At 63.9% G+C, this 21,194-nt stretch carries 22 protein-coding genes; 13 read left to right on the top strand and 9 right to left on the bottom strand.

Going from position 1 to position 21,194, the window contains the following annotated elements; all coding sequences use genetic code 11:
• Window positions 1–96: 96 nt before the first annotated feature.
• Both G552_RS0102655 and G552_RS0102650 read right to left on the bottom strand, forming a co-directional pair.
• Entirely contained in the window at window positions 97–306 is a 210-nt protein-coding gene (locus tag G552_RS0102655) for a heavy-metal-associated domain-containing protein (protein ID WP_027881611.1), read from the bottom strand.
• A 23-nt stretch (window positions 307–329) separates the two neighbouring features.
• On the bottom strand, window positions 330–1,742 hold the full coding sequence (locus G552_RS0102650; RefSeq protein ID WP_027881610.1) for a vWA domain-containing protein: 1,413 nt from the start codon (window positions 1,740–1,742) through the stop codon (window positions 330–332).
• A 96-nt stretch (window positions 1,743–1,838) separates the two neighbouring features.
• Here G552_RS0102650 and G552_RS0102645 point away from each other — a divergent pair, with 96 nt between their 5' ends.
• The 4 genes from G552_RS0102645 to G552_RS0102630 all read left to right on the top strand — a co-directional run bounded on the left by G552_RS0102645 (window position 1,839) and on the right by G552_RS0102630 (window position 5,062).
• On the top strand, window positions 1,839–2,609 hold the full coding sequence (locus G552_RS0102645) for a metal ABC transporter ATP-binding protein (protein WP_027881609.1): 771 nt from the start codon (window positions 1,839–1,841) through the stop codon (window positions 2,607–2,609).
• A complete protein-coding gene (locus G552_RS0102640) occupies window positions 2,609–3,400 on the top strand; it encodes a metal ABC transporter permease (RefSeq protein ID WP_027881608.1) in 792 nt (263 codons plus the stop codon). The genes G552_RS0102645 and G552_RS0102640 overlap by 1 nt, the downstream gene beginning before the upstream one ends.
• Before the next feature lie 67 nt (window positions 3,401–3,467).
• Window positions 3,468–3,932: an RrF2 family transcriptional regulator gene (locus G552_RS0102635; RefSeq protein ID WP_027881607.1), complete on the top strand. Its 465-nt coding sequence runs from the start codon at window positions 3,468–3,470 to the stop codon at window positions 3,930–3,932.
• On the top strand, window positions 3,929–5,062 hold the full coding sequence (locus G552_RS0102630) for a cysteine desulfurase family protein (RefSeq protein WP_027881606.1): 1,134 nt from the start codon (window positions 3,929–3,931) through the stop codon (window positions 5,060–5,062). The genes G552_RS0102635 and G552_RS0102630 overlap by 4 nt, the downstream gene beginning before the upstream one ends.
• Before the next feature lie 13 nt (window positions 5,063–5,075).
• Here the strand turns inward: G552_RS0102630 and G552_RS0102625 are convergent, their stop codons facing one another.
• Window positions 5,076–6,761, bottom strand: coding sequence for a long-chain-fatty-acid--CoA ligase (locus G552_RS0102625; protein WP_027881605.1), 1,686 nt, complete (start codon window positions 6,759–6,761; stop codon window positions 5,076–5,078).
• A gap of 144 nt (window positions 6,762–6,905) precedes the next feature.
• Between G552_RS0102625 and G552_RS0102620 the strand changes: the two genes are divergently transcribed.
• A complete protein-coding gene (locus G552_RS0102620; RefSeq protein WP_027881604.1) occupies window positions 6,906–8,078 on the top strand; it encodes a M20 metallopeptidase family protein in 1,173 nt (390 codons plus the stop codon).
• A gap of 191 nt (window positions 8,079–8,269) precedes the next feature.
• On the opposite strand, the gene rpsI is transcribed toward G552_RS0102620, so the two are convergent.
• Both rpsI and rplM read right to left on the bottom strand, forming a co-directional pair.
• Window positions 8,270–8,656, bottom strand: coding sequence for a 30S ribosomal protein S9 (gene rpsI / locus G552_RS0102615; protein WP_027881603.1), 387 nt, complete (start codon window positions 8,654–8,656; stop codon window positions 8,270–8,272).
• Window positions 8,656–9,096 carry a 50S ribosomal protein L13 gene (gene rplM / locus G552_RS0102610; RefSeq protein ID WP_036270169.1) on the bottom strand — a complete coding sequence of 147 codons (441 nt, stop codon included), beginning with the start codon at window positions 9,094–9,096 and terminating at the stop codon, window positions 8,656–8,658. The genes rpsI and rplM overlap by 1 nt, the downstream gene beginning before the upstream one ends.
• A gap of 153 nt (window positions 9,097–9,249) precedes the next feature.
• On the opposite strand from rplM, the gene G552_RS0102605 reads away from it, so the two are divergent.
• From G552_RS0102605 to lpdA, 4 genes are all read left to right on the top strand, one after another.
• Complete coding sequence (locus G552_RS0102605) at window positions 9,250–9,534, top strand: 4a-hydroxytetrahydrobiopterin dehydratase (protein ID WP_027881601.1); 285 nt, start codon at window positions 9,250–9,252, stop codon at window positions 9,532–9,534.
• Between the two features lie 97 nt (window positions 9,535–9,631).
• Window positions 9,632–12,340 carry a 2-oxoglutarate dehydrogenase E1 component gene (locus tag G552_RS0102600; RefSeq protein WP_027881600.1) on the top strand — a complete coding sequence of 903 codons (2,709 nt, stop codon included), beginning with the start codon at window positions 9,632–9,634 and terminating at the stop codon, window positions 12,338–12,340.
• 135 nt (window positions 12,341–12,475) lie between these two features.
• Window positions 12,476–13,663 (top strand): 2-oxoglutarate dehydrogenase complex dihydrolipoyllysine-residue succinyltransferase, encoded by a 1,188-nt coding sequence (odhB, locus tag G552_RS0102595; RefSeq protein WP_027881599.1) that lies wholly within the window; start codon window positions 12,476–12,478, stop codon window positions 13,661–13,663.
• Between the two features lie 3 nt (window positions 13,664–13,666).
• A complete protein-coding gene (gene lpdA, locus G552_RS0102590) occupies window positions 13,667–15,049 on the top strand; it encodes a dihydrolipoyl dehydrogenase (RefSeq protein ID WP_027881598.1) in 1,383 nt (460 codons plus the stop codon).
• Between the two features lie 2 nt (window positions 15,050–15,051).
• Here the strand turns inward: lpdA and G552_RS16465 are convergent, their stop codons facing one another.
• Genes G552_RS16465 through G552_RS0102575 form a run of 3 tightly spaced genes read right to left on the bottom strand, consistent with a single transcriptional unit; the run spans window position 15,052 to window position 16,272 of the window.
• The gene (locus G552_RS16465; RefSeq protein WP_169447866.1) at window positions 15,052–15,228 is read right to left on the bottom strand and encodes a hypothetical protein; all 177 of its coding nucleotides are present in this window, start codon (window positions 15,226–15,228) and stop codon (window positions 15,052–15,054) included.
• A gap of 3 nt (window positions 15,229–15,231) precedes the next feature.
• Complete coding sequence (locus G552_RS14630; protein ID WP_051195650.1) at window positions 15,232–15,849, bottom strand: peroxidase-related enzyme; 618 nt, start codon at window positions 15,847–15,849, stop codon at window positions 15,232–15,234.
• A gap of 9 nt (window positions 15,850–15,858) precedes the next feature.
• On the bottom strand, window positions 15,859–16,272 hold the full coding sequence (locus G552_RS0102575) for a cobalamin B12-binding domain-containing protein (protein ID WP_027881597.1): 414 nt from the start codon (window positions 16,270–16,272) through the stop codon (window positions 15,859–15,861).
• 59 nt (window positions 16,273–16,331) lie between these two features.
• Here G552_RS0102575 and trmFO point away from each other — a divergent pair, with 59 nt between their 5' ends.
• On the top strand, window positions 16,332–17,648 hold the full coding sequence (trmFO, locus tag G552_RS0102570) for a methylenetetrahydrofolate--tRNA-(uracil(54)-C(5))-methyltransferase (FADH(2)-oxidizing) TrmFO (protein WP_027881596.1): 1,317 nt from the start codon (window positions 16,332–16,334) through the stop codon (window positions 17,646–17,648).
• A gap of 3 nt (window positions 17,649–17,651) precedes the next feature.
• On the opposite strand, the gene G552_RS0102565 is transcribed toward trmFO, so the two are convergent.
• The gene (locus G552_RS0102565; RefSeq protein WP_027881595.1) at window positions 17,652–18,122 is read right to left on the bottom strand and encodes a hypothetical protein; all 471 of its coding nucleotides are present in this window, start codon (window positions 18,120–18,122) and stop codon (window positions 17,652–17,654) included.
• A 78-nt stretch (window positions 18,123–18,200) separates the two neighbouring features.
• On the opposite strand from G552_RS0102565, the gene glmM reads away from it, so the two are divergent.
• Genes glmM through G552_RS0102550 form a run of 3 tightly spaced genes read left to right on the top strand, consistent with a single transcriptional unit; the run spans window position 18,201 to window position 21,193 of the window.
• Window positions 18,201–19,511, top strand: coding sequence for a phosphoglucosamine mutase (gene glmM / locus G552_RS0102560; RefSeq protein ID WP_027881594.1), 1,311 nt, complete (start codon window positions 18,201–18,203; stop codon window positions 19,509–19,511).
• Window positions 19,512–19,521: 10 nt separating this feature from the next.
• Window positions 19,522–19,944 (top strand): acyl-CoA thioesterase, encoded by a 423-nt coding sequence (locus G552_RS14625; RefSeq protein WP_084640358.1) that lies wholly within the window; start codon window positions 19,522–19,524, stop codon window positions 19,942–19,944.
• A gap of 13 nt (window positions 19,945–19,957) precedes the next feature.
• Window positions 19,958–21,193: an aspartate aminotransferase family protein gene (locus G552_RS0102550; RefSeq protein ID WP_027881593.1), complete on the top strand. Its 1,236-nt coding sequence runs from the start codon at window positions 19,958–19,960 to the stop codon at window positions 21,191–21,193.
• The last annotated feature ends 1 nt before the right edge of the window (window position 21,194 follow it).

The following is a 21,194-nucleotide window of genomic DNA, read 5'->3' as shown; positions in this document are numbered from 1 at the left end:
CCAGCTTAGAGTCTCACATGTGTTTGTCCGGGTTCAGTGGTTGACCCGCACCGTTGAGTGGCCAAGCGAGACCTCTACGATGGCTTTGTTATGGTATTAGAGCATCCCGGCCAGAAAGCCCTGTTCCCGCACCACGCGGATCAGATCCATTACAGTGAGCCGGTGAGGGTCGTACTCCACCTCGAGCTGGCCCACTTCAGCAGGCCGCACCTGCACAACCCCCTCGAGCTGGCGCAAAGCCTTGCTGACCTTCTCGATCTGTTCGGGGCGTTCCATTCCTCGCACACCCAGCAATACGCGGTTCATGCTCCGAGCATATCCCGCGGGGCCTAAGAAGCCAATCCGGTCTCCAGGCGGGCGCGGGCTGGGCGGTACTGGAAGAAGTAAAACTCCAAGGCCAGCAGAAAGGCCGCCAGCAGGGCCAGCCAAGGGGCCAGGGCCAGGGTGAGGCTGGGGGGAAGGGGCTGGTCGGGATGGGGGCGAGGCAGTAGGGTTTCCTCGGGGCTGAGCAGGCCGTTATAGACCTCGCCTTTGGGGGCTACCAGATTGAACATAAGCACGGGAAAAGCCGGCAGGTCTTGCAGGCTTTGCGGCGGGGGCAGGTAGAGGCCGTTGGGGTGGTACCAGGCTAGGGCTTGGCCGTCTTGGTCGGTAGCCAGGGGGCGCCAGTTGGGGGCCTGGGGTGGAGGGGGGATGGGCAGGCGGTAGCCCACCAGTTCGATCCCGCGCAGGTAGGGGAGGGTGCGCTCCAGGTCGAAGACCAGTGCCGAGCCGGTGGCCTCTTCAGCGAAGAAGACCGTGAACAAGTGGGGTTCGCTGCGGGGCGGGCCAGAGGCGAAGGCGATCTCGGCGGGGCTGCCCCGCCGGGCACCCAGCAGGGCCAGCAGGCGCTCGAGGGCGGGCCAGGGCCTAGCCACCTCCACCCGCACCGCGCGCCGGGTAAAGCGGGCCTGGTTGTCTAAGGCCAGCGCATCTTGGCCCAGAATTTGGGCGTTGAGGGTCTCGGCAGGTACCTCCAAGCTGCTGTAGCCGCGGGCGGGAACCTCGAGAGAGTAGCGCTCGCCATTGACCTGAACCTCGCCTCGCCACAGCCCTGGCCCAGCGTTGCCCACCGCCACAAACCCTGGGCCTATGGCCGTGATCCCCACGTTGGGGCCGTGGCCTGCCACGTTGATGTAGCCCTGGCTGTTTGGCGGAGGGGGCTGGTCGGCAATGACCAGCACCGGTGCGCCTGGCAAAAGGGCCCGGCCTCTGGCGGCTGCGGCGGCCAGGTCGGCCCCGCCGGCTGCAGGTCGGAGGCCCTCGAGGGCCTCTAGCAGCGCCCGCCCCGGGGCTGGGCCGAAGGTCTGGAGGGTGGGCCCTGCCGCCACCAGCACGGCCTGGGGCGAGGCGTTGAGGTGCTCACGGGCCATGACTTTGGCCTGTTCCAGCCGGCTGGGGTTTACGTCGGTGGCGGCCATTGAGGCCGAGGTGTCCAGCACTACCACTAAGGCTCCCGGGCGGTTCAGTAGAACCCGGGGCTCGGCCAGGGCCAGCGTTCCCAATAGCGCGGCCAGCAGCAGCAAAAAAAGCCGCAGATCGAAGCGTCGGCGGGCCTGCCCTTTGCGCAGGGCCTTCTGCCAGAGCCAAAGTCCAGCCACCCTCCGCAGGGGAGGCTGTCGGCGGCGATACCACCACCAGACCAAGCCCAGCACCAGGGGGGTCAGCCACAACCAAGCGGCTAGTCCAAAAGCGAGCTGCACGCTTTCAGCTTAAGCGGCCCTGGGCTGCGCTGGCTATGGCGCAAGATGCAAAGAGGCATTCGCCCAAGTCTATTGATAGTGTATTATCACGAAGATATGACCGCAGTGGCGGCAACCCTGCAGCAGTTCAGCGTCCGGTTTGGCGAGTTTCAGGCCCTAGAGGAGGTGAGCCTCGAGGTTCCCCAGGGGGCTTTTGTGGCCATCGTAGGGCCCAATGGGGCAGGCAAAAGCACCCTGCTCAAAGCCCTCCTAGGCATTTCCCCAGGGGCCCTGCGGGATGCCCCTACCCGTGTATCGGGCACGGTGCGGGTCTGGGGCCGCCCGCCGGAGCAGGTGCCAGCGGACTGGGTAGGGTATGTGCCTCAGGTCAAAAGCTTTGACCACAGCTTTCCTGCCTTGGCGCTGGAGGTGGTGGTCTCTGGGCTGCGCCGGGGATGGCCCTTCCGCCTAACCCCACAGGAGCGGGCAAAGGCCCAGGCTATGCTCGAGCAGGTTGGGGCGGGCCACCTGGCCTACCGGCGGCTGGGGCGGCTTTCCGGAGGCGAGTTACAGCGGGTTTATCTGGCCCGTAGCCTCATTCGCCAGCCCCGGCTGCTTCTGCTCGACGAACCCGCAACCGGGGTGGATGTGCTGGGGGAGGCCGATTTGTACCGCTACCTCGAGGCTTACCAGCGGCGCTCAGGGGCCACTGTTCTCATGATTACCCATGACTGGGAAGCGGCCCAGCACCACGCCTCGGCGGTGCTGCTGCTCAATCGCAGGGTCATTGCCTACGGCCCTCCTGCTGAGGTGATGTGTCACACCTGCCTAGCCCAGGCTTTCGGGCATGTAGGCCATGCCCATGGCCTGGCGATGGAGGGGCGCTGATGCTAGAGGCCCTGCAGCTTCCCTTTATCCAGCGGGCTTTGGCCGCAGGGCTTTTGGTGGGGGCTTTGACCAGCTACCTGGGGGTGTTGGTGGTGCAGCGCCGCCTTTCCTTCCTGGGGGACGGGCTGGCCCATGCGGCCTTTGCCGGGGTGGCCCTGGGGCTTTTGCTGAACCAGGAACCCTTATGGGTGGCCCTGCCTTTTGCCGTAACGGTGGCCCTAGCCATCACCTGGGTGCGCCAGCAGAGCCATCTGGGCGATGATACGGCCATCGGCATCTTTTTTGCCGTCTCGGTGGCCCTAGGGGTGCTCTTTATGTCCCTGCGCCAGGGCTTTGCCCCCGATGCGGTAGCCTATCTATTTGGCTCCATCCTTACCGTGACCCCCACCGACCTGGGGGTAATGGTGGGGCTGGCCCTCTTGGTTTTGTTGCTCTTGCCGCTTTGGCGGGCCTGGGCCTACGCTACCTTCGACCGTGAGTTGGCCCTGGCCGACCGGCTGCCGGTAGCCCTGCACGACTACCTGCTCTCAGCCCTGGTGGCCTTGGTGGTGGTGGTCTCGGTCAAGGTGGTAGGCATCGTTCTGATGGCGGCTTTTATCGTCATTCCTGCGGCCACAGCCCGCTTGCTGAGCCCCACCTTTGCTGCCATGACCTTGTGGTCGGTGGGTTTGGGGGTTTTCTCGGTTTTACCTGGGCTGGCCGCAGCCTATGGGTTCGATGTACCCGCAGGTAGCGCCATTGTGCTTACCCAGGCCCTTTTGTTTGCCCTGGCCCTGCTGCGGCGGCGTTAGGGAAGTATCGGGGCAATGGTGAAAACCCCTCTATTCCTTACAGCTTTTGCGAGTTTATACTGAAGACATGTGGGTTTCAACCAAAGCCCAGTACGGCCTAAGAGCCTTGGTGGAGATTGGCCTGCGTCAACCTGCGGCGGTGCCCCTCAAAGAGGTGGCCGAGGCCCAGGGGATTAGCCAGCACTACCTCGAGCAAATCGCGGCGCAGCTTCGCCGCTCAGGCTTTATTCGCAGTGTGCGGGGGGCTAAGGGGGGGTACCGCATTGGCCGGCCTGCCCACCAGATCACCGCGCTGGAGGTGGTAGAGGCTTTGGAGGGTAGCTTAGCCCCGGTACTCTGCCTCGACGACCCGGCTTCTTGCTGGCAGACCGGTCACTGTTCCACCGAAAACCTGTGGAAGCGGGTAGACGAGGCCATGCGGGGGGTGCTGCGCCAGACCACCCTGCAGGACCTGATCGAAGAGCGCCGCCAGATTGAGGCCCGCCGGCTGGTGCAGCTCGAGCCCACCCCAGCCCGCTTTGCGCCCCAATGATCTACCTCGACTACGCCGCTACTACCCCCCTCGACCCAGAGGTGCGCCAGGGGATGGAGGGGGTATGGGAGGTGTTTGGCAACCCCAGCTCGGTGCACGCCTACGGGCGTCAGGCCCGCCATCTGTTGGAAGAGGGTCGGGAGCGGGTAGCTTGGGCTTTGGGCTGCCGGCCCCGCGAGCTAATCCTGACCTCGGGGGGAACGGAGTCGGATGCTTTGGCCATTTTAGGGGTGGCCCTGGCTTTAGGGCGAGGGCACATTATAAGCAGCGCCCTCGAGCACACCGCGGTTCTCAACGCTTTGAAAAACCTCGAGCGGCTGGGCTTCACCATCACCTTGCTAAAGCCTGATGCGCATGGCCTGATCTACCCCGAGCAGGTGGCCGAGGCGCTACGTCCCGAGACTATCCTGGTCTCGCTCATGACGGTCAACAACGAAATTGGTACGCTCTACCCCATCCAGGCGGTAGCCGAGCTGTGCCATGTGCGGGGGGTGGTGCTGCACACCGATGCGGTGCAGGCTTTTGGTACCGTGCCCTGCCGGGTGGAGGAGCTGGGCGCTGACCTAGTTTCCATTGCCGCCCACAAGTTTTACGGCCCCAAAGGGGTGGGGGCGCTTTACGTGCGCAAGGGCCTGGAGCTTTTCCCTTTGCTGCCAGGCAAGCAGGAGCAGGGCTACCGCGGCGGTACGGAAAATCTGCCCGCGGTCTATGGGATGGGCCTGGCTGCCGAGAAAGCGGTGGCTCTCATGCCGGAGGAATCGAACCGCCTGCTTCGCTTGCGCAGCCTTTTGGAGTCGCGCCTGCTGGCCTTACCAGGGGTTGTGCTCAACGGCCATCCCACCCTGCGTAGCCCCAAGCACGTCAATGTGACGGTGCAGGGCGCCGATGGCGAGGCGCTTCTGCTCAATCTGGACCTGTTGGGGGTGGCGGCCTCGGCTGGCTCAGCCTGTGCCAGCGGGAGCCTCGAGCCCTCCCATGTGCTTCTGGCCCTGGGGCGCAGCCGGGCCGAAGCCCGGGCCTCGGTGCGCTTTAGCTTGGGGCGTTTCACCACCGAGGCCGAGGTAGAGGAGGCCGCCCAAGCCTTTGCTGAAGCCGTGCGGCGCTCGAGGGTGGATGCCTTTTTGGCCTGATGCCACCCCGGTATTAGCTTCCCACCTTGTTGCGCTCCTTTAGTAAAGCCTCGCGTAGTTCCCGCCGCAGAACCTTGCCCACAGCGGTTTTGGGCAGCTCACTGCGGAAGACGTAGATGCGGGGTACCTTATAGGCTGCCAGGTTGGCGCGGCAGTGTTGATCCAGTTCCTCCTCGCTCAGCTCCTGGCCGGGTTTGGGCACGATGAAGGCCGCCACCGTCTCGCCCCGGTACTCGTCGGGCACCCCTACCACGGCGGCCTCGGCCACCTTGGGGTGAGCGTACAGCACCTCTTCCACCTCGCGGGGATAGATGTTGTACCCACCCGCGATGATCATGTCTTTCTTGCGATCCACGATGTAGAAGTAGCCGTCTTCGTCCATGCGAGCCATATCGCCGGTGAGCAACCAGTCGATTTTGATGGCTTTGCTGGTCTCCTCGGGCCGCTGCCAGTAGCCCAGCATCACGTTGGGGCCCCGCACCGCCAGCTCCCCCACCTGGCCGGGAGGCAGCTCTTGCAGGTTTTCGTCCACCACTTTGGCATCCACCCCCGGCATGGGTATCCCGATGCTGCCGATTTTGCGCTGGCCGGTGAGGGGGTTGCAGTGGGTGCAGGGGGCCGCCTCGGTCAGGCCGTAGCCCTCCACTAGTTTGCCGCCGGTGAGCTGCTCAAACTTCTTGGTGACCTCCACCGGCAGCGCGGCTGAGCCAGAGATGCAGACTTTTACCGTGCCCACCTTGCGCTTTTCGATGTTGGGGAAGTTGTTGAAGCCTACATAGAGCGTGGGCACCCCCGGGAAGTGGGTCACCCCGTGCTTCTCGATGGCCTCGATGCAGGGTTTGACCTCGGGGCGTGGCAACAGCACAATCTTGTAGCCGGCGGCGATGCCATAGTTCATGGCCACGGTCATGCCGTAGACATGGAAAAAGGGAATGGCCCCCAGCATCACCCCTTTGCCCTCGAGGTTTTTCACTTCCTCACCCCCCCAGGCCAGGCTTTGGTAAGTATTGGCCACCAGGTTGCGGTGCGAGAGCATGGCTCCCTTGGCTACCCCGGTAGTTCCCCCGGTGTACTGGAGCAGGGCCAGCTCATCGGGCTGGGCATTGTAGGGTTGCTCGATGGGAGCGGCGCTTTGCAGGGCTTTTTTGAAATCCAGCCGCTTGGGGTGTTGGGGCAGATTGACCCAGCGCTTCTCCCGGCGGGCCTTGAGGGGGAAGAGCAGGTTCTTGGGGAAGGGGAGGTAGTCCTGGATGCCGGTGGTGAAAACCCGCTTGACCGGCACATCCGCCTCAATCTCAGCGTAGCGGGGCCAGAGTAAATCCAGGATGATCAAAGTCTCGGCGCCAGCGTCGGAGAGCTGGTGCCTAAGCTCGCGCGGCGTGTACAGCGGGTTCACATTTACACAGACCCCGCCCGCAGCCAGGGTTCCGTAGAAGGCGATAACGAATTGCGGGCAGTTGGGCAGCATGATGGCCACCCGGTCGCCCGGGGCTAGGCCCTGGGCTTGCAGAGCCCCGGCGAATTTCTGTACCGACTCCCACAGCTGGCGGTACCCAATGGTTCGGCCCATAAACTCCAGGGCCACGTGGTCGGGGTATTTCCTGGCCGTGTTTTCCAAAAGTTTCCAAAGCGGCACCTCGGGGTACTCGATTTCTGTCGGGACGCCTTTGTCGTAGTGTTTTAGCCAGGGTCGGGTCATGTTGGGCTCCTTTGCTTAGCCTAGGTGTGTCTTGACCCAAGTCTAACAAAATCTATACCGAGTTCAAGATTGTAGCATACTCCCCAGCCGAGGCGCAGATACTGTGGGTTGACGCCTGGGTCGGTGGATGTTTGACTAGGGGGCATGGAGATCACCCAGGCCGTCGCCGCACTGACCCCTAGCCTGATTGAGATGCGTCGCGATTTTCACCGCCACCCCGAACTGGCCTTCCAGGAGGTGCGCACCAGCGCCAAGCTGGCGGCGTTCCTGGAAAGCCTGGGCCTCGAGGTCACCCGGGGGATAGCCCAGACCGGGGTGGTGGCCCGGTTGAAAGGGGCTAGGCCAGGCAAAACCGTGCTGGTGCGAGCCGACATCGATGCCCTGCCCATTCAGGAAGCCTCTGGGGTGGCCTACGCCTCCCAGACCCCAGGGGTCATGCACGCCTGTGGCCACGACGGGCATGCGGCCATTGCCGCCCATGTGGCAGCGGTACTGGCGGGATTCAAAGACCGGCTCGAGGGGGAGGTGCGCTTTGCCTTTCAACCTGCCGAAGAGATTGTCGCTGGGGCCAGGCCCATGGTGGAAGCGGGTGTGCTTGAGGGGGTGGACCGGGTGGTAGGGCTGCACCTGTACAGTCTGATGCCAGCGGGAAAGGTGGGGGTGAGGCCCGGCCCCTCGATGGCTGCTGCCGATGCCTTTACCATTCACCTTCAAGGTAAAGGGGCCCACGCGGCCATGCCCCACGAAGGGGTAGACACCGTGCTCATGGCTTCGCAGATAATTGTGGCCCTGCAAAGCCTGGTCAGCCGGGAGACCGACCCTATCCAGACTGCGGTGATCACCATCGCCACGCTTCGAGCGGGGGAGGGGGCCCACAACATCATCCCCGAGACCGCCGAACTCAAGGGTACCCTGCGCACCTTTGACGCTGCCTTGCGGGAGAAACTCATCCGTCGCATCGAGGAACTCAGCCGGGGCATCGCTTTGGCCATGGGCGGTAGCGCCGAGGTGGTCTGGCTGCCGGGCTCACCGGCGGTAGTGAACGACGCGGTCATGGTGGAGCGTTTCCGCCAGGTAGCGCGGCAGGTGGTAGGCGAGGAGGGCGTGTTGGAGGTGCCCCCGGTGATGGGGGGCGACGATATGGCGGAGTTCCTGAACCGCTGTCCTGGGGTTTACTTCTGGCTCGGCGCGGGCGACCCCGACCCCAGCCGAAACCGGCCCCACCACCACCCCGGCTTCTGGATTGACGACGAGCGGGCCTTACCCTTGGGCGTGGAGCTTCTGGTGCGCAGCGTGCTGGATTTCTTGCACGATTAGGCAGCTAAACCCAAGGTTTTGTGGCTCGAGCGATTCTGCTCCGCGCAAAGCCAGTGGCGGGTCTCTACACCCTAGGCGAAATTGGGGTAGAGCCGCCAATGAAGGCTTCGCTGTGAAAAAGCATACGCTGCGTTCTGGCCTGTTTTAAAGCAAAAACCCCCGCCTTTGGGCGGGGGCAGGAGGGAAGGTGGCTAGCGCTTGCTGTACTGGGGAGCCTTACGGGCTTTGTGCTTGCCGTATTTTTTGCGTTCGACCTCGCGAGCGTCGCGGGTCAGCAGGCCCGTGGGCTTGAGCCTGGCCCGCAGGTCGGGGTTGTAGTTGACCAGGGCTCGAGCCAGGCCCAGCTTGATGGCGTCGACCTGGCCAGCCTTGCCCCCCCCTTTGACCGTGATGTAGGCGTCGAAACGGTTGCTGGCATCTACCTGGCGTAGGGGCTCCAGAGCCGAAACCGCCTTGAACAGGCCACCGAAGTAATCGGTGAAAGGCTGGCCATTAACCTCGATCTTACCGCTGCCAGGGCGCAAGAAAACTCGAGCCACGCTGGTTTTGCGCCGGCCCGTACCGTAGTACTGCTCCATTATTTGACCTCCATCTTAACCGGTTTCTGGGCCGCGTGGGGGTGATTGGGGCCAGCGTAAACCTTGAGGCGGCGGAACATGGTGCGCCCCAGGGGGCCTTTGGGCAGCATGCCCTTGACCGCGTGTTCCACTACCTTGACCGGTTTTTCAGCTAGCATCACCGCGGCTGGAGTGCGCTTCAGCCCGCCGGGGTAGCCCGAGTAGTGGGTATAGACCTTGGTGCGGGGTTTGGAGCCCTTCAAAACCACCTTGTCGGCGTTGATGACCACCACGCAGTCGCCCATGGCCATGTTGGGGGTGAACTCAGGCTTGTGCTTGCCGCGCAGCACGGCGGCGATGCGGGAAGCGACCCGGCCTAGGGGCTGGCCTGCAGCGTCGATCAGAACCCAGCCGGGTTCCTTGGGTTCAGGAACAAAGGTCTTGAACACAGCTCTCTCCATTGCGCAGCAGCGCCTACCAACGCTGATGCATAAGGTGAATTGCTTTTGTTTGGGCGGCTCGGGGACACCGGCCCAAAAAAAGCGCCATCGCGGAGTATAGCACACTTTTTTTTCTGCCGTGCAAATCAGAATCCTTAGATGTAAGGAGGGCCTATGACAAGCCGGTTGGACGAAGCGACCGTCAGGGAAAGTTTGCAGGGCCTACCGGGGTGGGCGTTGCTCGAAGGAAGGCTGGAGAAGACCTTCACCTTTGCCAGCTATCCTGAGTGCGTGGCGTTTGCGGTTAAGGTGGCGCTCGATGCCGAGCGGGCCGATCATCATCCAGATAGCCTGGAAATTCGCTGGGGTAAGGTGAGGGTGGCCTACGTAACCCATTCGGCAGGTGGGGTGACCCGGCTAGACCTCGAGGCGGCGGCCCGGGTGGATGCCCTGGCATAGGCGAGCCGATGGGCATCAAAAACCCGCCGGGGGCGGGACGGCGGCCTTTGCACACCTCTTGCTCTCACGGAACCTTGTAGACTAAGAAACCGTGAGTATGGAGCACACACTCGACAGTTCAAACCTGGCCTTCCTAGAAGCGCTCTACCAAGAGTATGAGAAGAACCCAGCCTCGGTGCCGGCGGAGTGGGCCCACTACTTCCAGGCCATGCGGGCTGAACCCGCCGAGGGCAATGGCGCAGCGGAGCGAGAACGCTTGAGCGAGGCCTCCATATCCGAGATGGCCTCGTTCTTTTTGCGAGCGGTGCGCTTTTTGCGTACCTACCGTGAACGCGGCCACCTGGTGGCCCAGATCGACCCGCTGGGGCGCGAGCGTCAGACCCCGCCCGAACTCGACCCCGGCTTTTTCGGCCTGAGCGAAGCCGACCTGGATCGGCCCGTGCCCATAGAGTTGGGCGCACCCACCCTGCGGGCAGTCCTCGAGCAGTACAAAGCCCGCTATGGGGGTACCGTGGGCATCGAGTATGGCCACCTCGACGACCCGGCGGTGCGCAACTGGATCGAGGCCCGGCTGACGGCTGGCTTTGCCCGCCCTAGCCCGGATCAGAAGAAGAAAATCCACGAACGGCTGATGCAGGCCACGCTGTTCGAGGAGTTTTTGCAGAAGAAATACCTAGGGGCCAAGACCTTCAGCCTCGAGGGAACCGAGTTGCTGATCCCCCTGCTCGACCTGGCCATCGAGAATGCCGCCAAGCAGGGCGTGGTGGAGATCGTCATGGGGATGGCCCACCGGGGCCGCTTGAACGTGCTGGCCAATGTGGTTCGGAAGCCCCTGCGGGACATCTTCCTGGAGTTCGAGGAGCACTTTCCCGAGGGCTACCACGGCGACGTTAAGTACCACCTGGGTTACTCCAACGACATCACCACCCCCTATGGCAACGTTCACCTGTCGCTCAACTTCAACCCCTCCCACCTGGAGTTTGTGGCTCCAGTAGCCATGGGCCGTACCCGGGCCAAGCAGGATCGCTTTGGCGACCGCAAGCGGGAGAAGGGCATGCTGCTGCTAGTACACGGGGACGCAGCCTTTATCGGCGAGGGCATCGTGCAGGAGACCCTAAACATCTCGGGGATTCCCGCGTATACGGTGGGAGGTGCTTTGCACATCATCCTGAACAACCAGGTGGGCTTTACCACCGAGCCGCACGAGTATACCGCCGGGCGCTATGCCACCGAGATTGCCAAGATGCTGGAATCGCCCATCTTCCACGTCAACGCCGAGGACCCGGAGGCCTTGGTGGGGGTGGTAGAGCTGGCCTTAGAGTTCCGCAAAACCTTCAAGCGCGATGTCTTCATAGACCTAATCGGCTACCGCAAGCGGGGCCACAACGAGACCGATGAGCCCAGCTTTACCCAGCCGGAGATGTACCGGCGTATTGCCGCCAAAAAACCTCTGTACCTGGGTTATGGGGAAAAGCTGGTAGGGGAGGGGTTGCGCACCAAGGAAGAGGAGGAGGCCCTGGCTAGGCAGTACCAGGAGCTTCTGGAAGCGGCGTTTACCGGGGCGCGGCGCGAACCCACCCCTACCCGCCCGCCAGCGGGCGGAGGCCTTTGGAAGGGCTATCTGGGTGGGCCTGAGGAGGGGGTGCCAGACCTTGAGACCGGTGTGCCCGTGGAAAAGCTCTCGGCCCTGATGGAAAGGCTAACCCACCTGCCCGAAGACTTTCACCTGCACCCCAAGTTAGCCCGGCTCATAGAAGCCCGACGGGAGATGGGCCAGGGCAAGCGCCCGCTGGACTGGGCCGCTGCCGAGCTGTTGGCCTTTGCCTCCTTGGCGGTGGAGGGGCACCGGGTGCGCATCTCCGGCCAGGATGTGGTGCGGGGAACTTTTTCCCAGCGCCATGGGGCCTTCACCGACTACCGAACCGGCCAGCGCTATATCCCCGCCAACTACCTAGCCGAGGGGCAGGCCCCGGTGGAGCTGTACAACTCGGCCCTTTCCGAGGCTGGGGTGCTGGGCTTTGAGTACGGTTATAGCCTGGATATGCCCGATGCCTTAGTGGCTTGGGAGGCCCAGTACGGCGATTTTGTGAACACCGCCCAGGTGATCATCGACCAGTTCATCGCCTCGGCGGAGGCCAAGTGGAGCCGCCTATCGGGGATTGTGCTCCTCTTGCCCCACGGGATGGAAGGGGGTGGGCCAGAGCACAGCAGTGCCCGCCTCGAGCGCTTTTTACAGCTTTGTTCCAACGACAACATGCAGGTGGCCTACCCCACCACCCCGGCGCAGTACTTCCACCTGCTGCGTCGGCAGGTGGTGCGCCCCTGGCGCAAGCCGTTGATCGTGATGACCCCTAAGAGTCTATTGCGCAACCCCGAGGCGGTCTCGCGGCTGGAGGAACTCAGCCAGGGCTGCTTCCAGCGGGTGCTGCCCGATGTTCCCAGCGACAAGGTTCGGCGCATTCTGCTGTGCTCGGGGAAGGTCTACTACGACCTCGAGGCCGCCCGCCGCGCTGCTGGCAAGAACGATGTGGCTATTATCCGCCTAGAGCAGCTCTACCCCTTCCCTCTGGCCCAGCTCGAGGCGGCCCTGGCCCCCTACCCGCCTCAGGCCGAGGTACTCTGGGTGCAGGAGGAGCCGGCCAACATGGGGGCCTGGTGGTTTATCCGGGCCCGCTTCTGCGACCGCATGTTTGGCCGCGCTTTGGGGGTGGTGGCCCGCCCTGAGTCCAGCAGCCCGGCGGTGGGGGCCAAAAAGGTACATGACAAGGAGCAGCGGGCCTTGGTGGAAGAAGCCCTTGGCTTGTGATGCTACCCTACTGCGCTTTCGTTTCGATGGTGGTGAATTCGGCGTAAAAGGTAAGAGGGGTTCTGGCTAGATTGGGAACTTGAAGCAAAGCGCCCAAGTGGGGCAGCGGTGCTCGTAAGGCGAAGGAGAGCGAAGATGTTGGAACTCAAAATTCCCGCGGTTGGTGAGTCCATTACCGAGGTGGAGATCGGGCAGTGGCTCAAGAAAGAAGGCGACGTGGTGCGGCTGGATGAGCCTTTGGTGGAGCTGGTTACCGATAAGGCCACCCTCGAGCTACCCTCCCCGGTTTCGGGCCGCCTGAGCAAAATTCTCATTTCCACAGGAACGGCCAAGGTGGGTGAGGTGGTGGCCCTGCTCGAAGAGGGGGTAGCGGAAAGCGCCGCACCCCAAGCCGCCCCGGTGCCCCCGCCCGCAGTTAGCCAGGGGACTACACCCCCTCTGGAAAGCAAGGTCATGCCCGCGGCCCAGCGCCTGGCGGCCCAGGCCGGCCTCGAGCCCACCCAGCTGGTGGGTAGTGGCCCTGGTGGGCGGGTGCTTAAGGAGGACGTGCAACGGGCCATTGCGGCCCCTGCACCTGCCCCCCAGCCCCAATCCCAGCCTCCGGCAGCGCTGGCCCGGGGAGAACGGCGCGACGACGTGGTGCCCATGACCCCTTTGCGGCGGCGTATCGCCGAGCGCCTGCTTTCGGCCAAGCAGAATACCGCCATGCTCACCACCTTCAACGAGGTGGATATGGGTGCGGTGATGGAACTACGCAAGGAGTACGGCGAGGCCTTCCAGAAGAAATACGGGGTCAAACTGGGCTTTATGAGCTTTTTCGTTAAGGCGGTGACCCAGGCTTTGCAGGAGATTCCCCAGCTCAACGCGGAGATTCGCGGCACGGATATCGTTTACCACCGCTATTACGACATCGGTATCGCCGTAGGTGGGGGAGAGGGGCTGGTGGTGCCGGTGATCCGCAACACCGACCAGCTTTCTATGGCCCAGATCGAGGCCATCATCGCCGATTTTGGGGCCCGGGTGCGGGAAAAGAAGATCAAGCCCGAGGAGCTGATGGGGGGCACCTTCACCATCACCAACGGCGGCATCTATGGCTCCTTGAACTCCACGCCCATCCTCAACCCACCCCAGGTGGGCATCCTGGGGATGCACGCCATTCAGGAACGCCCCGTGGCTAAAAGCGGGCAGGTGGTCATCCGGCCCATGATGAACCTGGCCCTCTCCTACGACCACCGCATCGTGGACGGTCGGGAGGCGGTCACCTTCCTCAAGCGGGTGAAGGAGCTGGTGGAAAACCCGGTGCGCTTGGTGCTCGAGGTCTAAGCTATGAACAAACACCAACTGGTGGTTATCGGTGCGGGGCCAGGGGGGTATGTGGCGGCCATCCGGGCGGCCCAGCTAGGGCTGGACGTGGCCTGTATCGAGAAGGAACCGGCCTTGGGGGGCACCTGCTTGCGGGTGGGTTGCATTCCCTCCAAGGCCTTGCTCGAGGCCAGCGAGAAAATTCAGGCGGCCCGGGCAAACCATCTGATCGGCTTGAAGATCGGCCAGGCCGAGCTAGACCTGGCTGCCCTGATGGCCCACAAGGATAAGGTAGTCAAGGCCAACACCAGCGGCATCGAGTTTTTGTTCAAGAAGAACAAGGTCAAGCGCTACTTGGGGCATGGCCGCATCGTAGGGCCCACGCGGGTGGTGGTGGAGGGGCCCGAAGGCACCCAGGAGCTCGAGGCCGAGCGTATCCTGATTGCCACTGGCTCCAAAGTGGCCCCGCTCAAAGGGGTAGTGCTGGACTACGAGATCGTGGGTACTTCCGACCAGGCCATTGCCTATCCCAAGGTGCCGGAGTCGCTGGTGGTCATCGGCGGGGGGGTGATTGGCCTCGAGCTAGGCTCGGTTTGGAGCCGGCTGGGCTCTAAGGTGACGGTGCTGGAGTACCTACCTACCATTTTGGGCGGCATGGACGGGGAAATTGCCAAAGCCGCCGAGAAGGTCTTCCGCAAGCAGGGCCTGGATATTCGCACTGGGGTACGGGTGACCGCGGCCTACGCCAAGGAGGGCCGGGGCATTGTGGAGTACGAGGGCGGAGAGCCTTTGGTGGCCGAGCGGGTGCTGCTGGCGACGGGCCGGGTGCCCAACACCGACGGGCTGGGCCTGGAAAATGTGGGTCTACAAACCGACGAGCGGGGCCGGATTCCGGTGAACGCCCACTACCAGACCGCGGTGCCCAGCATCTACGCCATCGGGGATGTGATCGCCGGGCCCATGCTGGCCCATAAGGCCGAGGAGGAGGGCTACGCCGCGGTGGAGTACATGGTTAGCGGCTACGGCCACGTGGACTACAATGCTATTCCCAGCGTGGTCTATACCCACCCCGAGATCGCCTCGGTGGGTAAGACCGAAGAGGAGCTCAAAAGCCTGGGCATCCCCTACAAGAAAGGGAGTTTTCCCTTCTCGGCCAACGGACGGGCTCGAGCCATGAATGAGACCGAGGGCTTCGCCAAAATCCTGGCCCATGCCGAGACCGACCGTATTCTAGGGGTACACATCATCGGGCCCCGGGCGGGTGACCTGATCGCCGAGGCCGCGGTGGCCATAGCCTTCCACGCCTCGGCCGAGGACCTAGCCCGGGCCTCCCACGCCCACCCCACCCTGGCCGAGGTGCTCAAGGAGGCGGCCCTGGCCGCCTGGGACAGGCCCATCCACATTTAGCCCTACCGGGGGCCTCGAGCCAGTAGGTTGGCAAAACCTAAGGCCAGCACCGCCACCATGCCCAAGGCCCAGTAGGGCAGGGTGGCGGGAAGCCAGCCTTGTAGCTGGGCTAGATAGAGTAGGCCGCCGACCAACAGGGCAATAAGCCCCCACAGGGCAAAGCTTTTCAGGCCTTCCATGCGCTACTCCTTGTGGCGGTGGAGGTGGTAGTAGATTTCGTTGGGCACCCAGCCTAACGCGTTGGCAATGCGGTTGGTGAAGTTGAACATAGCGGCCACCTGGGCAGCTTCGAAGATGGCCTCGTCGGAAAGCCCGATGGCCCGCAGCATTTCAATGTCGGCAGCGCTCATCGAGGCGGAGTCGGTGGTGATCTGGTAGGCGAACTCCAGCAGGGCCTCTTCCCGGGGGCTTAGGTGGGCCCGGCGGAAGTTGGCCGCCAGCACATCGGGCAACACCGGATCGCCGGTAATCTCGCGTAGGTAGGCCGAGTGCGAGGCCAGGCAGTACTCGCAATGGTTGGCCGCCGAGACCACCACCGCAATCATCTCCCGCTCCTTGCGGCTCAAGAGGCCCGGTTCCTCGTTGCGCATCAGGTAGTCGTAGTAGCGGAACCAGCGCAGGAAGTGCTCGGGCATAAGGGCGAAGTTGCGGGCTACGTTGGGGACAAACCCGGTTTTCTCCCGGAATTTGTCGAACAGAGCCTTCACGTCCTCGCGCACTTCCGACTCCTCCGGCACCCGCACCCAGGCCGTGGGCGGGGTGGGAGATTTGACCTTAGAAAGGGGGCCTTTCTTGGGCATGGGGCCTCCTTAGCCCTGGGCAGCCCAGCGTGCGGGGGCCGCCTTGTGGAGAAAGTCCACGATGTCCTGGGTGCTGGTTCCCGGGCCGAAAACCTCGGCTACCCCCAGGGCCTTGAGGTGGGGTACGTCTTCGTCGGGGATGATACCCCCACCGAAGAGCAGGATGTCGCCCGCGCCCGCTTCGTCGAGCAGGCGCCGAACCTCGCTGAAGTAGTGCATGTGGGCTCCGGAGAGGATCGAGAGGCCGATGGCGTCTACGTCTTCTTGCAGGGCTGCTGAGACGATCATCTCGGGGGTCTGGCGCAGGCCGGTGTAGATGACCTCCATACCCGCATCGCGCAGGGCCCGGGCCACCACCTTGGCCCCCCGGTCGTGCCCGTCCAGCCCCGGCTTGGCAATGAGCACCCGTATTCTTCTGTCCATAGGCGTATCTTACGCCAGGCCCTAAAGGGCACACCAGGGGTGCGATACACTGGGAAGTCATGGATACGGTACACGTTATCGGGGCTGGGCTTGCCGGTTCGGAGGCAGCCTACACTGCGGCCCGGCTGGGTGTGCGGGTGCGCCTGTACGAGATGCGCCCCCAGCGCCTGACCCCGGCCCATCGCACCGGAGCGTTTGCTGAGTTGGTTTGCTCGAACAGCTTGGGCGGGGAAGGGGAGACCAACGCCAAAGGGCTATTGCAGGCCGAGCTACGCGCCGCGGGCTCGCTGGTGCTCAGGGCTGCCGACCGACACCGGGTGCCGGCGGGTGGGGCGTTGGCGGTAGAGCGGGAGGCTTTTTCCCAGGAAATTACCCAGGGGCTAAGCAGCCATCCGCAGGTGGAGGTGGTGCGGCAAGAGTTAACTGAACTGCCTTCGGAGGGGGTGGTGGTATTGGCCACAGGCCCCCTCACCTCCGAGGCCTTAGCCCAGCACCTGCAGGGCTTGCTGGGCCAGGAGTGGCTGGGCTTCTACGATGCGGCGGCCCCGGTGGTGCTGGGGGAGAGCATCAACCTCGAGGTGGCCTACCGGGCCGGGCGCTACGGCCAGAGCGCGGACTACCTGAACTGCCCTTTGAACGAGGAGGAGTACCGGCGCTTCTACGAGGTTTTGTCCCAGGCCCGCCGGCACACCCCACACGACTGGGAGAAGCTGGAGTTTTTCGAAGGCTGCATGCCCATCGAGGAGCTAGCCCGCCGCGGCTATGACACCCCCCGCTTTGGCCCGATGAAGCCGGTGGGCCTGCCCGATCCCCGCACCGGCCGGGAACCCTACGCGGTAGTACAGCTACGGGCCGAGGATCGGCGGGGCCAGATGTGGAGCCTGGTGGGCTTCCAGACCGGGCTTAAGTGGGGCGACCAGAAGCTGGTAGTGCAGAGCATCCCAGGCCTCGAGCGGGCCGAGATCGTGCGCTACGGGGTGATGCACCGCAACACCTATCTGTGCGCGCCGCGCCTTATTGCGCCTAGCCTGCGTTTCCGCGAACACCCCCGGCTTCTGGTCTGCGGGGTGCTCTGCGGGGTAGAGGGTTACCTTGAGTCGGCTGCGACCGGGTTGCTGGCGGGGCTCAACGCGGCCCGTTTGCTTCAGGGTAAGCCCCCGGTGGTGCCCCCCGAGGAGAGCATGCTGGGGGGGTTGGTGCGCTATTTGGCCAGCGCTAACCCGGAAAACTTCCAGCCTATGAACGCCAACTGGGGCTTGGTGCCTGCCGAGGCGGGTAGGGGCAGAAAGGCTGAGCGGCGCGCCCGCCTGTTCCAGCGTGGGCTATGGCGCTTTGCAGAATGGTGGGCTGAGACGCTGGGGCTGACCCCGGCCTGAAGGCTAGCGGGGAAAAAGGGGCAGCTCGAGGGCGGCCAGGCTGGCGTAGTCTACTTTCCACCCCTCCGGCCCAAAAACCAGCCGGGCGGTGCTGTTGCGCCTCAGGGTGGCCCCCTCGACCACGGCGGTAAGGCTGAAGCGAAGGGTGGCCTGGCTGCCCACCAGGGTGCTTTGCAACACCCGCAGCTCGAAGCCGCGCAGGCCACTCTGGCTTTGCCCAAAGCCAGGGGCAGGGTTCAGCAAGAAGCGCATACTCCAGGCGGGGTCGTTGCAGCGCAAGCCCTCGAAAACCTGCAACAGCGCGTTTTCCGCCAGCAGGAGGGAGGGCTGGGGGCGGGCTTGGGGGCCGGGTCGGGCAATGGCCTCTAAGGCGGGCCGGGCCCAGTGGCAGGGGGGCACGTCCACGAAGGGCGAGGTGCCCGGCTGGGCCAGGGCCAGGCCAAGGAAGAGGGGAAGGGATAGGGCGTATTTCATCCTTATCTACCCTGGCAAGGCGATGTTTTGGGCGCAAGCTGGCCCGACACATTGGGGTATCGGTATAAACTGTGCGAGATGGAGCGGAAATACTTCGGCACCGATGGCGTGCGGGGCGTGGCTGGCGAACCGCCCCTGACGCCAGAATTCGTTCTCAGGCTCGGTCAGGCTGCGGGGGCCTACTTTCGCAGCCAGGCCAGGCGCCCCGTTGTGCTTTTAGGCAAGGATACCCGCCAGTCCAGCGACCTGCTCGAGGCCGCTTTGGCTGCGGGCCTGATGTCGCAGGGGGTGCGGGTGGAGCACCTGGGGGTGCTGCCCACCCCAGGGGTGGCCTACCTGACCCGGACGTTGGGGGCTACCGCCGGGGTGATGATCTCGGCCAGCCACAACCCCTATCAGGACAACGGCATCAAGTTCTTTAGCGCCACGGGGGAAAAACTTCCCGACGAGGCCGAAGCCGAGATCGAAAGCCTGCTTTCCCGCGAGTTCAAGACCGATGGTATCGGTACGGTTTCCGACTTCCGCGAGGCCGAGCGCATGTACCTCGACTTCCTCGCTTCCAAAGGAAGCAACCTCGAGGGCCTTAAGATTGTGCTCGATACCGCCAACGGGGCCACCTACCGCCTGGCTCACCGGCTGTTCCAGCGCTTGGGGGCCGAGGTCTTCGTGATGTTCAACACCCCCGACGGGCGCAACATTAACCAAGGTTGCGGCTCCACCCACCCCGAGTTTTTGCGCCAACAGGTGGTGGAGATGGGTTTCGATCTGGGGGCTGCCTTTGACGGGGATGGCGACCGGGTCATCCTGGTCGATCGCTACGGACGGGAGTTTCACGGCGACCACATCCTTTACCTCAATGCCCTGGTGCGGCGGGAGCCCGGTGTGGTGGGTACCCTGATGAGCAACATGGGCCTCGAGGTCAAGCTGCGCGAGGCGGGAATCCACTTCTACCGTAGTGCGGTGGGCGACCGCTACGTCTACGAGAAGCTCAAGGCCAGTAGCCTGACCTTGGGCGGGGAGCAGAGCGGCCACGTGATCTTCCTCGAGCATGCGCCCACCGGGGATGGCCTGTTGACCGCCCTTCTGACCCTTGCGGCGATGCGCCAATCGGGGCGCGATTTGGCCGAGTGGTACGAGGCCTTGCCGATGTATCCCCAGCTTCTCAAGAATGTACGGGTACAGGATAAACACCGGCTGATGCAACACCCCGAGCTGCACCAAGCAGTTCAGGAGGCCGAGCGGGTTTTGCAAGGCCAGGGCCGGGTCAACGTGCGGCCTTCGGGCACCGAGCCCTTGGTACGGGTGATGGTGGAGGGGCCTGCCGAGCTGATCGAAGCGGTCTCCTCGACCCTGGTGGCCACGGTTGAGCGTCTGGATTCGCTGTCTTAGGTGGGGGCCGGTGATCGTTCGTCTGCCCATCACGGTGCGCTACGCCGAGACCGACGCCATGGGGGTGGTGCACCACAGCAGCTACGTGGTCTGGCTCGAGGCGGCCCGGGTGGAGTGGCTCAACCGGCTGGGCCTGCCCTACACCCAGATCGAGGCCCAGGGTCTGGCCTTCGCCGTAGTGGCCCTAGGTCTAACCTACCGGCAGCCGGCCCGCTTTGGCGATACCGTTGAGGTGGAGGTTTGCCTAACCGAGGCCACCTCCCGCACTTTGCGCTATGCGTATCGGGTCTGGCGGGGGGGTACGCTGCTGGCCGAAGGCTTTACCCGTCACCTCTGCCAAAGCCCCCAGGGCCGGGCCATGCGCATTCCCGAAGCCATACAGGCGCGCCTGGCAGCCCAGGTGCGCCCAGATGCGGGGGCGGGGCCGTGGTAAACTGGGGCCGACCATGACCCTTTTCGAGCTGTACGAGCGGCATATTAACCCTGGCTTGGCTGGTCTTTTGCGCTTTACCGGGCTGGACAAGGTAGAGTCCCACGCGGAAGGCGTATACGTCTGGGACACGGAAGGGAAGCGCTACCTAGACTTTTTGGGTCTATACGGTACCCTCTCGCTGGGCCATCGGCACCCCAGGGTGGTGGCTGCGGTTAAGGCCCAGCTCGAGCGGATGCCCATGTCGGTGCGGGTGCTGATCTCGGAGCCTACCACCCGGCTGGCTGCCCGGCTAGCGGAGCTGGCCCCCAGGGGGCTTTCCATGGTTTACTTTGGCAATTCCGGAGCCGAGGGAGTGGAGGCCGCGCTCAAGTTTGCCCGCTTCTACACCGGCAAGCCGGGCTTCATCACCACTGAAGGGGGCTACCATGGCAAGACCCTGGGGGCCCTCTCGGTTACCCCGCGCGAGCCCTACCAGCAACCCGCCCGCCCGTTGCTGCCAGGGGTAACGGTGGTGCCCTTTGGCGATGCCAAGGCCATTGAAGAGGCCATTGGCCCCGATACCGCTGCGGTGATCGTGGAGCCCATCCAGGGAGAGGGGGGCATCCGGGTGCCGCCCGAGGGGTATCTGCGCGAGGTGCGGCGGATCACCCAGGAAAAAGGGGTACTCCTGATTGCCGATGAGGTGCAGACCGGTCTGGGCCGCACCGGCCGGTTTTGGGCGGTGGATTGGGAAGGGGTGGAGCCCGACATTTTGGTCAGCGCCAAGGCCTTAGGGGGTGGAGTGATGCCTATCTCGGCTACCTTGTGCCGCCCGGAAATCCTCAGCATCTACAAAAGCGAGCCCCTCATCCACTCCAGCACTTTTGGCGGTAACCCCCTAGCGGCAGCCGCCGCGTTGGTCGCTTTGCAGGTGATCGAGGAGGAAAACCTGCCCCAGCGGGCCCTCGAGCAGGGCCAATACCTGCTGGCCGGGCTGGCCCAGGTTCAGCGGGCCTACCCTGAGTTCATCCAGGAGGTGCGGGGCCGGGGGCTGATGGTGGGCCTCGAGTTTAGCGACGCCGATATTGGGGCGGTGGTGGTGGCCGAGCTGGCCAGCCGGGGGGTACTGACCGCTTTTGGTCTCAACAACCCCAAGGTGGTGCGCCTGGAGCCTCCCCTAATCGTAGAAAAAAGCCACATCGACCAGGCTTTGGAGGCCCTAAGCGAGGCTCTTAAAGCCACCCAGTTGGCCTTCGAAGGCGTGTTGTAGC

This window comes from Meiothermus rufus DSM 22234 (assembly GCF_000423425.1).
Taxonomy (GTDB): domain Bacteria; phylum Deinococcota; class Deinococci; order Deinococcales; family Thermaceae; genus Meiothermus; species Meiothermus rufus.
The sequence above is the reverse complement of the archived record's forward strand: the minus strand, read 5'-3'. Positions and strand labels throughout refer to the sequence as shown.

Coding starts and splice junctions, on each gene's coding strand:
- G552_RS0102625 (WP_027881605.1), bottom strand. CDS start 6,761: ATGACCCGACCCTGGCTAAAACACTACGACAAAGGCGTCCCGACAGAA.
- odhB (WP_027881599.1), top strand. CDS start 12,476: ATGTTGGAACTCAAAATTCCCGCGGTTGGTGAGTCCATTACCGAGGTG.
- G552_RS0102575 (WP_027881597.1), bottom strand. CDS start 16,272: ATGGACAGAAGAATACGGGTGCTCATTGCCAAGCCGGGGCTGGACGGG.
- G552_RS0102655 (WP_027881611.1), bottom strand. CDS start 306: ATGAACCGCGTATTGCTGGGTGTGCGAGGAATGGAACGCCCCGAACAG.
- glmM (WP_027881594.1), top strand. CDS start 18,201: ATGGAGCGGAAATACTTCGGCACCGATGGCGTGCGGGGCGTGGCTGGC.
- G552_RS0102645 (WP_027881609.1), top strand. CDS start 1,839: ATGACCGCAGTGGCGGCAACCCTGCAGCAGTTCAGCGTCCGGTTTGGC.
- rpsI (WP_027881603.1), bottom strand. CDS start 8,656: ATGGAGCAGTACTACGGTACGGGCCGGCGCAAAACCAGCGTGGCTCGA.
- G552_RS0102635 (WP_027881607.1), top strand. CDS start 3,468: ATGTGGGTTTCAACCAAAGCCCAGTACGGCCTAAGAGCCTTGGTGGAG.
- G552_RS0102630 (WP_027881606.1), top strand. CDS start 3,929: ATGATCTACCTCGACTACGCCGCTACTACCCCCCTCGACCCAGAGGTG.
- G552_RS0102565 (WP_027881595.1), bottom strand. CDS start 18,122: ATGAAATACGCCCTATCCCTTCCCCTCTTCCTTGGCCTGGCCCTGGCC.
- lpdA (WP_027881598.1), top strand. CDS start 13,667: ATGAACAAACACCAACTGGTGGTTATCGGTGCGGGGCCAGGGGGGTAT.
- G552_RS0102640 (WP_027881608.1), top strand. CDS start 2,609: ATGCTAGAGGCCCTGCAGCTTCCCTTTATCCAGCGGGCTTTGGCCGCA.
- G552_RS0102605 (WP_027881601.1), top strand. CDS start 9,250: ATGACAAGCCGGTTGGACGAAGCGACCGTCAGGGAAAGTTTGCAGGGC.
- rplM (WP_036270169.1), bottom strand. CDS start 9,096: ATGGAGAGAGCTGTGTTCAAGACCTTTGTTCCTGAACCCAAGGAACCC.
- G552_RS0102620 (WP_027881604.1), top strand. CDS start 6,906: ATGGAGATCACCCAGGCCGTCGCCGCACTGACCCCTAGCCTGATTGAG.
- G552_RS0102600 (WP_027881600.1), top strand. CDS start 9,632: ATGGAGCACACACTCGACAGTTCAAACCTGGCCTTCCTAGAAGCGCTC.
- G552_RS14630 (WP_051195650.1), bottom strand. CDS start 15,849: ATGCCCAAGAAAGGCCCCCTTTCTAAGGTCAAATCTCCCACCCCGCCC.
- G552_RS0102550 (WP_027881593.1), top strand. CDS start 19,958: ATGACCCTTTTCGAGCTGTACGAGCGGCATATTAACCCTGGCTTGGCT.
- trmFO (WP_027881596.1), top strand. CDS start 16,332: ATGGATACGGTACACGTTATCGGGGCTGGGCTTGCCGGTTCGGAGGCA.
- G552_RS16465 (WP_169447866.1), bottom strand. CDS start 15,228: ATGGAAGGCCTGAAAAGCTTTGCCCTGTGGGGGCTTATTGCCCTGTTG.